This window comes from Cytobacillus sp. S13-E01 (assembly GCF_029193815.1).
Lineage (GTDB): Bacteria > Bacillota > Bacilli > Bacillales > Bacillaceae_L > Bacillus_BV.
The window spans coordinates 22794-34729 of record NZ_JARFVC010000011.1; the positions used below are offsets into that span (position 1 = coordinate 22794).

Genomic DNA, 11936 nt, shown 5'->3' on the forward strand with positions numbered 1-11936 from the left:
AATTATTCCTGTTAGTACAAGTAAACTAGCTACAAATATAAGCGCAAATGAATCCCCGTCCTTTTAATGGTAACCACCAATCTTTATTAGGTGATTTCAATATAGACTTACAGTAAAATGGAATTAAGAAATAGATTGGTTGTATTAATTTATAGTTATAGTGTTAAGTATCTAATTTAAAATATTAACTTCTACATTTGGAGGTTCCAAATATGTCATTACACTTTATATTAGGACGAGCTGGTAGCGGAAAGACATTTACCTGTTTACAGGAGATCCGCGAAAGATTAATGGAAGACCCAACAGGTTCCCCAATTGTTTATTTAGTTCCAGATCAAATGACATTCCAATCTGAATACGACCTTATAAACACCCCAGGGCTAGGTGGGATGATGCGTGCCCAAGTGTTTAGTTTTACGCGGTTAGCTTGGCGTGTTCTTCAGGAAACAGGTGGAATGAGTCGTTATCATCTGAATAATGTCGGGGTTAACATGGTACTTCGAAAAATAATTGAACATCGAAAAAAAGAATTAAAAGTATTCTCACGTGCATCTGAAAAAAGTGGGTTCATTACACAGATGGAAGAAATGATTGCGGAATTCAAACGATATTGTGTTCAGGCAAACGAGTTACATGAACCAATCAATCAGTTTTCAACAGAAAAGAATCAAGTATTAGTTGATAAATTGCATGATCTTCAACTAATCTACGATGATTTGGAAAAACATTTATTTGATAAGTACGTTGATTCAGAAGACTATTTAAGACTATTAGCTGAAAAAATTCCAAATTCTATGTATCTTAAAGATGCGGAGGTATTTATAGACGGGTTCCATAGCTATACACCTCAAGAATTTGAAGTGTTAGGACAGTTGATGAAAAAGTGTAAGTCCGTAACGATTACTTTATCGGTTGATAAAAGATACGATGATCATCCTCCGCATGAGTTAAGTCTTTTTCGGATGACGGGTCATACCTATCAAAGTTTGCGTATGTTGGCGCAAGAACTAAATGTTGATATACCAGAACCTATCGTAGTGTTAAAAGAAAACCCAAGATTTATAAATACACCTTCTTTGTCTCATTTGGAGCGTTATTATGATTCAAGACCTACAGTTCCATATAATGGAGCTGCTGCTGTTACTATTTGTCAAGCGGTTAATCGACGTTCAGAAATAGAGGGAGTAGCCAGAGAGATACTTAAATTAGTACGGGATAAAGGTTATCGTTATCGTGAAATTGCCATACTAGTACGAAATTCTAGTGATTATCATGAGATGATTGAAACGATATTTACTGATTATCGGATTCCATTTTTTATTGACCAAAAAAGATCCATGCTGAACCATCCGCTAATTGAGTTCATTCGCTCAAGTCTTGAAGTAATAACAGGTAATTGGCGGTATGAAGCCATCTTCCGCTGTGTAAAAACAGACCTTCTATTTCCAATTGATCAGAAAAAGACTGCCTTAAGAGAAGATATGGACAAGCTAGAAAACTATGTTTTGGAGTACGGTGTAGAAGGGAGCCGTTGGACGAATCAAGAACGATGGGTATACCGAAAGCTTCGTGGCTTAGAAGATGAAGCGTTTGGCCAGACCGATAAAGAGCTTGAGTTTGAGGGGAAACTGAATCAGTTGAGAAACCTGATAGTGAATCCTATCCTTTCCTTACAAAAACGCTTAAACAAAGCAAAAGATGGTCGCGGGATGTGTGAGGCTCTCTATTTATTTTTAGAGGAACTTAAAATACCTGAGAAAATGGAAGCATTAAGAAATGATGCCGAGGCAGCTGGTCTCTTGGGAGAGGCTAGAGAGCATGACCAGGTATGGAAAGCGGTTGTAGAGTTACTCGATCAATTTGTTGAAATCATGGCAAACGAAAAGGTTTCACTTAAGTTGTTCAGCAGCATGCTTGACACTGGCATGGAAAGTATGAGATTTGCACTTGTTCCTCCAGCCATTGACCAAGTATTAGTCGCGAGTTTAGAACGTTCTCGTTTTTCGAATATAAAATGTACGTTTATTATTGGTGCAAATGATGGCGTAATACCTGCAAAGCCAAATGATGAAGGTGTTCTTTCTGAACAAGACCGCGAATTGTTGGCAGAAGGTGGTATCAAGCTAGCTCCAGGTAGTCGTGAGCTTTTATTGGATGAAAACTTTTTAATTTATGGTGCATTAACGAGCGCATCAGAACAATTACACATTAGTTATCCATTAGCAAATGAAGAAGGTAAGTCATTGCTAGCTTCAGTTATTCTTAGTCGTTTAAAAGATTTATTTCCTTCGATTAATATGAAGTTATTTGTTAATGAACCTGCTGAGTTAGATAGCAATGAACAGGCTCTTTACGCTGTGAACTCAGATGTGTCACTTTCGTATTTGACAGCACAACTCCAGGCATGGAAGCGACTATATCCAATTGATAACCTGTGGTGGGATGTATATAACTATTTTATCAATGATGAAACACTTAGGGAAAAGGCTAAACATGTATTAGGTAGCTTGTTTTATAAAAATGAAACAAAAAAATTACCACAACAAATTACAAAAGAATTATATGGTGACCATATTCAAGGTAGTGTCTCAAGAATGGAGGTATTCCAAGGATGTCCATTTTCCCATTTTGCAAGTTATGGACTCCGTTTGCAGGAACGAAATATCTTCCGTTTAGAAGCTCCAGATATTGGACAACTTTTCCATGCAGCTCTAAAACAAATTGCTGATGCACTTCATAAACGGAAATTAGACTGGCGTGATCTTACTAACGACCAATGTCATCAATTGGCTGTAGAGGCAGTCGAGACGCTAGCTCCAAGATTACAACGGGAGATCTTATTAAGCTCTAACCGATATCACTATATTAAGAGAAAGCTCCAAGACATTATCAGCCGAGCTTCAAAGATATTAAGTGAACATGCTAAGGCAAGTGGCTTCGCACCAGTTGGTTTAGAACTTGCATTTGGGAAAAATGGCCCATTACCACCGATTTCGTTTACGTTAAACAATGGAACAACAATGGAGTTAGTAGGTAGGATTGATCGAGTAGACAAGGCTGAAAGTTCTAAGGGCGTGCTGCTACGTGTTGTCGATTATAAATCAAGTCAAAAAAATATTAACCTCTCAGAAGTTTATTATGGGTTAGCCCTACAGATGCTAACCTATCTTGATGTTATTGTCACACATTCAAAGAATTGGATTGGAACTGAAGCGATTCCAGCGGGTGTATTATACTTTCATGTTCATAACCCAATGATCAATAGCAAAACAGCTATGTCAGAGGAGAGTATTGAAGAAGAAATTTTTAAACGTTTTAAAATGAAGGGTCTTTTATTAGGTGATGAAGAGGCAGTTCGATTAATGGATCAAACATTAGACACAGGACATTCTCAAATTGTCTCTGCGGCATTAAAAAAAGATGGCAGTTTTTATTCAACTTCAGCTGTAGCTAGTGAAGCAGACTTAGGGCACTTGCGCAACCATGTTCGTAATGTTTTCAAGGGAATCGGTAATCGCATTACTGAAGGTGTGATTGACATTGCACCATACAAGCTTAAGGATAAATCACCATGTACGTATTGTTCGTTTAAAACAGTGTGTCAATTTGACCAAACGCTAGAGGAAAACAATTTTAGAATATTAACACAAGAGAAGAATGATGCAGTACTTGAAAAGATTAGGAAAGGAGGGGGTAGCCTTGAATAGTAAAGACATTCAAAAGCCAGAAGGAAGCAAGTGGACAGACGATCAATGGAAAGCGATTACTGCAAGGGGTAGAGATATACTAGTAGCCGCAGCAGCTGGGTCAGGTAAAACAGCCGTGTTAGTTGAACGGATTATAAAAAAGATTGTTTCAACTGACAACCCAATTGATGTTGATCGCTTACTAGTTATGACGTTTACAAATGCTTCAGCTGCAGAAATGCGTAACCGTATAGGAGATGCGCTAGAAAAGGCCTTGAAGGGACAGCCTGCATCCCTTCATTTAAGAAGGCAGCTGAGCTTATTGAACCGTGCATCCATTTCAACCATTCACTCATTCTGTTTAAATGTGATTCGTAAATATTACTATAAGTTAGACATAGATCCTGGCTTTAGAATTGCAGATGAAACAGAAGGTGAATTACTCCGCGATGAAGTGTTAGAAGAACTCTTTGAAGAATATTACAGCACTGAAACAAATGAGGTGTTTTTTGATCTTGTTGATCGTTATACAAATGACAGAAGTGACACAGACCTTCAGGATATGATTCGAAAGCTATATGAATTTTCGCGAGCTCATCCTAAACCAGACGATTGGCTAGACCAAATGGTCAAGATTTATGATGTTGATGAAGAGACAACCATTGATGATACATCGTTTTTCCCTTATTTGATGGCGGATATTACGCTAAATCTTGAAGGTGCTAAAACTGGGCTTCTACAAGCTTTAGAAATAACAAAGCAACCAGGTGGACCAGCGCCTCGAGCAACTACAATTGAGGGAGACCTAGAGCAATTGTCAAGGCTTCTATTTGCAAAAAACAACTCTTGGCAGTCCCTTTATGAAGAAATGCAGAAGCTTAAATTTAGTAATGCAAAGCCTTGTAAAGGGGATGAATATGATCCTACTCTTTTAAAACGTGTCACCAAACTTCGAGACGATGCTAAAAATCAGGTCAAAAGAATCCAAGAAGAGCTCTTTAATCGGAAGCCTGAGAGCTATCTAAAGGATTTGCGTGATATGGAACCTGTGGTAGCGATGTTAATTACACTAGTAAAGGAATTTGGAAACAGGTTTCGTGTCATAAAAGAAGAAAAGGGCTTAGTAGACTTTTCCGATTTGGAGCATTATTGTCTCGAAATTTTATCGGAATCTACTACAGTAGGAGATCATCCTGTACCATCAGAGGCAGCACTAGAATATCGTGTTCAATTTGAAGAAGTACTTGTGGATGAATATCAGGATACAAATATGGTCCAAGAATCGATTTTACAGCTCGTTACAAAAGAGGGCGAAAGTACAGGAAATCTATTTATGGTAGGCGACGTAAAACAGTCCATATACCGATTTCGACTTGCCGAACCATTTTTATTCCTAGGAAAATATAAACGTTTTACAAAAGAAGTTGAAAACACAGGACTTCGAATTGATTTATCAAAGAATTTTCGAAGTCGAAGAGAAGTGTTAGACGGAACGAACTTTCTCTTTAAACAAATTATGGGGGAAGCTGTCGGGGAGATTATATATGATGAAGATGCCGAGTTAAAGCGAGGCGCTAGCTATCCTGAAAGTGATAACATGGCTGCTGAATTATTGTTAATTGATCGTGAAGGTCAAGAAGAAGATCCGGCAACATTTGAGGAAGATTCAGAAGAAGAAGTAGCGGTAGTATTCGATCAAGCTGAATTAGAAACAGCTCAGTTAGAAGCCAGGCTTATGGCTAAACAGATTAAGGGTCTTATAAAAAACCAATTCCAGGTTTACGATCGCAATCTCGATATGATGAGAAACATCAATTACCGTGACATCGTTATTTTGTTACGTTCAATGCCTTGGGCTCCGCAAATTCTTGAAGAGTTTAAGCAACAGGGCATTCCTATTTATGCTGACCTCCGTTCAGGGTATTTTGATGCAACAGAGGTTGCCATAATGATGTCTTTATTAAGGGTGATTGATAATCCGTTTCAGGACATCCCATTAGTGTCGGTATTAAGATCTCCTATTGTCGGTTTGGATGCCCAGGAGTTAGCAATGATTAGAATAAATTCAAAACAGGGCTCCTACTACGAGGCTTTGACTGATTTTATACGAAATAATAATACGGAAAGCAATATCCTACACAAAGTGCAAGCTTTCTATAATCAATTGCAAAAATGGCGAACAAGAGCTAGACAAGGTGCACTTTCAGAATTAATTTGGCAATTATATCGTGAAACGAGATTTTTTGATTTTGTTGGAGGTTTGCTAGGAGGAAAGCAACGTCAGGCAAACCTACGAGCGTTATATGATCGAGCGCGCCAATATGAAGCGACATCCTTAAGAGGGTTATTTCGCTTTTTACGTTTTATTGAAAGAATGAAGGACCGTGGGGACGACTTGGGAACTGCCCGAGCTCTTGGAGAGCAAGAGGATGTTGTTCGCTTAATGACAATTCATAAGAGTAAAGGCCTTGAGTTTCCAGTTGTTTTCGTTGGGGGATTGTCAAAGCAATTTAATATGATGGACCTAAATAAAAAGTACTTGTTGGATAAGGAATTAGGCTTTGGTTCAAAATATGTCAATCCTAAACTACGTATCAGTTATCCAACATTATCTCTGTCGACAATGAAAAAGAAAATGAAGCTTGAATTAATTGCTGAAGAAATGCGCGTGCTATATGTTGCGTTAACAAGAGCAAAGGAAAAACTCTACTTAGTAGGTACGGTAAAAGAGTTACAAAAGCAATTGGAAAAATGGCAGGATGAACTACAGAATAAAGAATGGTTGATTCCTGACCAAAAAAGAGCACTTGCAAAATCGTATCTTGATTGGATAGGTCCGGCAATGATACGCCATCAAGACTGTGGGCTACTTCGTGGGGAGGCAACTGCTTTAGATGTTCCAGCTGAAATTACGAATCACCCGGCCAGATGGCAAGTTGAGTTTATCAGTACGACGGGATTGCACGAGATAGCACAAGATGAACAAAAAAATGATCAGGCTGTACTAGAAGCATTAAAGAATGGTGAGCCAATTTCAATTGAAAGCAGGTATAAACAGCAAGTATATGACCAATTAACATGGACTTATCCTAATAAGTTAGCTGCAATACATCGTTCAAAACAAAGCGTTACTGAAATAAAGAGACAGCGTGACAGTATTGATGAAAGTAGCGGTAGAGAATTAGTTAAAAAGTTTCGCTCACAACAAGCAGATCGACCGCGCTTTATGCAAGAAAAGTCGTTGACTGCTGCTGAGAAAGGAACAGCCATGCACATGGTTATGCAGCATGTAGATTTAACATCTGAAATAAACGAACACACGATTCGTGAGCAACTAGCAAAAATGATAAATAATGAACTTATTACAAAAGAACAAGCGGAAGCAATTGATATTGAGAATGTAATTAGATTTTTCCAAACAGGTGTTGGTATAAGACTAATAAAAGCCCCGAATAATAGACGTGAGGTGCCGTTTAGCCTAGCTTTACCAGCAAACGAGGCGTATGCAAACTGGGATAATGCACAAAATGAGCATATCTTAGTTCAAGGTGTGATCGATTGTATTTTTGAAGATGAACAAGGACTCGCTCTAGTAGATTATAAAACGGATGCGATTACTGGTAGATATAAAGGTGGCTTTGAAGAAGCGAGGCCAATCTTAGAGGAACGGTATCGTGTACAGATTGAGTTATATTCAAGAGCGATCGAATATATCTTTAAAAAGCCTTTAAAGGATAGGTATTTGTATTATTTTGATGGTGGACACATGCTGAAACTTTAAGAAATTTCTCTTTACACGAACGCTTGTTTGTCGTATATTTAGTAAATATTTTTTTCTGAATAAAAGAGTAACTAGCCCACGACAATTACCTAGTAGATGAATATCCTTTAGTGTAAGTAAATTCTAGGTAAGTGTGGAGGTTTTAAAAAGTTATGAATCAACATTTTCAAATAAGAACATTGGACAGTCGCTTCTTTGGTATTGGTAGACGTCCTTTTGGTTATGGGTTTCATAGACCTAGACCCTATTTGGGCTATGGATTTGGTGGACCTTTTGTTGGAGGGGTATTAGGTGGGCTTTTAGGAAGTGCCTTACTTAATCCATATCTATATTATCCACCATATGGGTACGGGTATGGCTTTGGCTATCCGGGAGGATTTTGGTGGTAGTTATCGATAATTTATAGCTAATTTTTCAACAAGTAAAAAAGGCAACTAAAAGTTGCCTTTTACTTATTGAAAAAGTTACGCATTTGCCGTTACAGTTGAGTCACCGACATCGGGATCGGCTACATTTGTAGCACTTAATCCGTTATTAATCCATTGAAAATCACCGGTATTACCTCCACCGGAACCTGTAGCTGCTTTTGCTGTACTCTTAGGTGATACATAAAAAGAATCGCCAAAGTTCACTACTCCACCAGCGACACTATTTATCTTGATGGGTCCAACTATTGAGGGCATGATAAACATCCTTTTTTAAAATTTTAATGTAATATTTGTTTTAATAATATATGCTTATTTTAAGGATAACGTTCGTCTTATTCTAATAGTTGACGAATATGTTTAACTCTTGATTCAGAGGTAATATCTCCAGTTGAACCGACTTGGACCACTGCCGATGAAGAAACAGCCGTTACAGAAACATTATTTACTTTGATTATTGGTTTTTCATTAAATTCTGCCATATATACTTTTTCATAAAATAATGGTTGGGGAATAGGCTCGGTGAAAATTGGGTAACTGTAAAAATTACCCTCCTCCTCGAAAAATAATTGATATTCTCGTTGAACTGCAAGAGCCCTTGCTTGAGGTCTAATATTTGTTGAATCTCCTAGTTGCAAAACTGATCCAATACCTAATGAGTTAACATACAGATTATTAACTACTGATAATCTTTTTAACATAGCATACTCCCTATTGTGGTGCTAATGGCACAAAAGGTCCAATAATTAAAGACTCGGGCGGTGTATCAAAAGTTGAAGATAAGGAAATTGTTTTTGTATCACCTATTAAAAAAACAGAAGAAGTTGCGACACCTATGACTTTTATATTGCCGACACATAAATCTCTGTTTACTACAGTAAAATTCATCACTAATCTCCACCTTTCATGTTATCTGGTAAATTTGAAATAAAGGCATCTATTGCATTTTCAATATCTTTTTTCAAATTCGTTACTACAGTGCGCTTTATCGTTTTGTTGTCACTACGGGCAAACGTAGGATTCTGCATTTGTTGATTTAAGTAAAATTCGATTCTAGAATCAAGTTGTTTGTAAATATCATCAATGACGAAATTACGATAAGAATCATCTAATTTAAAACCATGGTTGACTTCAAGTTTATTCAATACATCGATACATTCATCTTCTAAATAAACGATAAGCTCTCCCCGAACTTCATCCACAATACCTTGATTGAACTGGTTAAAGGGAGGTACCTGCATTTTATCGTTTGATACTGAAAAGTCATCGATTGATCCAGTATCTGAAGGGTTTAAGCCAATGTTTAATGTGCCTTCTAGAGTTTCAATTTTTAATTGATCAAATTTATATTCTATTCGTTCGATGTTTGTATTAGGTTTTTGTTTAATATCATTAACGGTATTTTCTAGTTTTTCGACCATTAATTCTAACTTTTTGATTTTTTGATTTTGTTTTGATACATAGGAATGGAGTTGCTGCAAATATTGAGCCAATTCATAAGATATATGCACGCATATCCCTCCAATCATAATTCATACATTCTACAATCCTAGTCTAAACTGGAAAAACATTACCATGCACAGGATTTGTAAATATTTCAATTTATATTATGCAGTAGTGCGAAATAGGTGAATACCCACAAGATTAATTATATTAACCTGGGATTGGTGCAGTCAGTGGAACTTTAGGACCTTCTGGGTCTGAAACCTTCTCCTGGTCTTCCAAAATTAACGTTTTCTTTGATGGAGCATCTGGACCGGGTTGGGTATACCCTCCAGTATTATATAAATTACTTAATGGCTTAATTATTCCTGCACTGCCAATTTGTAATACAGATGAATTTGACACACTTCCAACACGTAAATAATTGATGGAGATGTTTTGATTAATATAGAAGTTCAATGCATACTCCCCCTTCAAAAATACTTTTATATCAAAATAAAATCTTTTGAATTATTTTATAAAAACAGTCTTGCTAAGCGTTTCCAACAGTAGGTTGATCTACAAGGTCTTTATCATTTGTATTAGTAGAACTTTGTCTATTCAGCACATATAATCCGTCCCCTGTGTTAAAAGAACCAGCACCTGCAAATGTCTTTACATTGCTAATAGGCGAGATAGTAAAAACATCTCCAATGTTGAAAACACTACTACTACCAATGCTATTTACTTTTACTGCTCCGACGATTGCTGGCATACTATACACCCTTTTGTGTTATTCTTCTATGTCATTATATGAATTTACACAATTAGGCGTGAATCTAGATTAAGAAGGTTTGGATTATGTAAAAGAATAAATGATACTTTCAAAACAAAAAATGGATGATATGGTATAATTAAGTACAATTTTAAATATTCCGAATAATTGACTATGGGGGTCTGAAACATGAATGTACCATTACTTCTTACGCAATTTTTAGACAGAGCAGTTTCACTATATGGAAATAAGCTAGGAGTTATTTGTGATGGGCGAGAGTTTACATATAATGAATTGAATGATCGAGTCAATCAGCTTTCTTTTGGTCTAAGGGATCTAGGGGTATGTAAAGGAGATCGTGTAGCCTATTTGGCACCAAATACAGTAGAAATGCTTGAAGGTTTTTATGGAGTATTTCAACTTGGAGCAATAATGGTACCGTTAAACACCAGGTTAAAGTCAGAGGATTATTTATTTATTTTGAATCATAGTGAAAGTAAAATCCTATTTGTTGATCAAGAAATATACTCATTAATTGCTCCAATAAAAGAACAGCTAACAACAATAGAGGAAATTATTGTTCACTATAAAAATGAGACTACAGAGGAAATTGACTATGACAATTGGCTGGGGCAGTATCCCGAAAAGTCATTCAAAAGAACAGAGTTAGATGAAAACGATGTTTGTAGCCTTCTCTACACAAGTGGTACAACAGGAAATCCAAAAGGTGTTATGCTTACACATAGAAATAACTACATTCATGCGTTAAGCACGATGCATCACCTTCGTGTTTCAGACAAAGATATGTATTTACATATATTACCGATGTTTCACGTCAATGGCTGGGGTTCTCCATTCTATTATACTGCTAATGGGGCAACACATATTTGTCTTAGAAAGCCAATACCTAAAACAATATTTGAAAACGTACAAGACTATAAGGTTTCGATTATGCACATGGCACCAACAGTTTTGAATTCTCTCTTACAATTTGCTGAAAAATATCCACCCGGGATCGACCATGATGTTCGTGTTGTTATAGCAGGATCTGCTCCACCACCTCCATTTGTAACTCAGGTTGAAGAAGAATTAGGATGGGAGTTTATCCAAGTATATGGGATGACTGAATCCTCTCCATTAAGTTTAGTTTCTACAATTCGTTCAAATCTTACAAACTTGCCGAAAAATGAGCAATATCGTATGAAGGCAAAAGCGGGCTACCAGATGATTGGAGCAGAGGTTAAAGTTATCAATGATAATGGAGAAGAAGTAGTTAGAGATGGGAAAGAAATCGGTGAGGTTGTTACTAGAAGCAATGGAGTAATGTTAGGATATTGGAAAAATGAAGAGGCAACAAGAGAGATAATTAAAGATGGTTGGCTTCATACGGGAGATATGGCAACCGTTGATCGACATGGGAACATTGAAATCGTAGATAGAAAAAAAGATATTATTATAAGTGGCGGCGAAAATATATCTTCTATTGAAGTTGAAGGAGTTCTTTATGAGCACCCAGCAGTAGTAGAAGCAGCCGTAATCGCCGTACCACATGAAAAATGGGGTGAAACGCTACATGCCTTTGTTGTTTTAAGACAAAACGACAATGTAACAGCTGAAGAACTTATTCGATTTTCAAGGCAACAACTTGCCCATTTTAAAGCAATTACCGGGGTAACATTTGTAGATGAATTACCGAAAACAGCTTCAGGAAAAATTCAAAAAATCCACCTTCGTAAGGAATATTGGGATCGTGGAAAGTTTGTAAATTAGTTAGTATGATAATAAATAAATAAGGGCTTGGATAATTTTCCAAGTCCTTTTACATTACAATCTTTTTCTCTTATAAC

At 36.8% G+C, this 11936-nt stretch carries 10 protein-coding genes; 4 read left to right on the forward strand and 6 right to left on the reverse strand.

The window, feature by feature from the left end; all coding sequences use genetic code 11:
- Positions 1 to 212 precede the first annotated feature (212 nt).
- The 3 genes from addB to PY093_RS09545 all read left to right on the forward strand — a co-directional run bounded on the left by addB (position 213) and on the right by PY093_RS09545 (position 7856).
- Entirely contained in the window at positions 213 to 3707 is a 3495-nt protein-coding gene (gene addB / locus PY093_RS09535; RefSeq protein WP_275645661.1) for a helicase-exonuclease AddAB subunit AddB, read from the forward strand.
- Positions 3700 to 7467 carry a helicase-exonuclease AddAB subunit AddA gene (gene addA / locus PY093_RS09540; protein WP_275645662.1) on the forward strand — a complete coding sequence of 1256 codons (3768 nt, stop codon included), beginning with the start codon at positions 3700 to 3702 and terminating at the stop codon, positions 7465 to 7467. The genes addB and addA overlap by 8 nt, the downstream gene beginning before the upstream one ends.
- A 152-nt stretch (positions 7468 to 7619) precedes the next feature.
- Complete coding sequence (locus tag PY093_RS09545; RefSeq protein ID WP_275645663.1) at positions 7620 to 7856, forward strand: hypothetical protein; 237 nt, start codon at positions 7620 to 7622, stop codon at positions 7854 to 7856.
- 75 nt (positions 7857 to 7931) lie between these two features.
- On the opposite strand, the gene PY093_RS09550 is transcribed toward PY093_RS09545, so the two are convergent.
- The 6 genes from PY093_RS09550 to PY093_RS09575 form a co-directional block, all read right to left on the reverse strand.
- Positions 7932 to 8150, reverse strand: a complete 219-nt coding sequence (locus PY093_RS09550) for a spore germination protein (RefSeq protein WP_275645664.1) — start codon at positions 8148 to 8150, stop codon at positions 7932 to 7934.
- Positions 8151 to 8227: 77 nt separating this feature from the next.
- Positions 8228 to 8593, reverse strand: a complete 366-nt coding sequence (locus tag PY093_RS09555) for a spore germination protein GerPE (protein WP_275645665.1) — start codon at positions 8591 to 8593, stop codon at positions 8228 to 8230.
- Between the two features lie 10 nt (positions 8594 to 8603).
- Positions 8604 to 8780, reverse strand: a complete 177-nt coding sequence (locus PY093_RS09560; RefSeq protein WP_275645666.1) for a spore gernimation protein GerPD — start codon at positions 8778 to 8780, stop codon at positions 8604 to 8606.
- Between the two features lie 2 nt (positions 8781 to 8782).
- A complete protein-coding gene (gene gerPC / locus PY093_RS09565) occupies positions 8783 to 9403 on the reverse strand; it encodes a spore germination protein GerPC (protein WP_275645667.1) in 621 nt (206 codons plus the stop codon).
- 142 nt (positions 9404 to 9545) lie between these two features.
- Complete coding sequence (locus PY093_RS09570) at positions 9546 to 9794, reverse strand: spore germination protein GerPB (RefSeq protein WP_275645668.1); 249 nt, start codon at positions 9792 to 9794, stop codon at positions 9546 to 9548.
- Between the two features lie 73 nt (positions 9795 to 9867).
- A complete protein-coding gene (locus PY093_RS09575) occupies positions 9868 to 10089 on the reverse strand; it encodes a spore germination protein (RefSeq protein ID WP_275645669.1) in 222 nt (73 codons plus the stop codon).
- Positions 10090 to 10278: 189 nt separating this feature from the next.
- Between PY093_RS09575 and PY093_RS09580 the strand changes: the two genes are divergently transcribed.
- Positions 10279 to 11859 (forward strand): long-chain-fatty-acid--CoA ligase, encoded by a 1581-nt coding sequence (locus tag PY093_RS09580; RefSeq protein WP_275645670.1) that lies wholly within the window; start codon positions 10279 to 10281, stop codon positions 11857 to 11859.
- Positions 11860 to 11936: the final 77 nt, after the last annotated feature.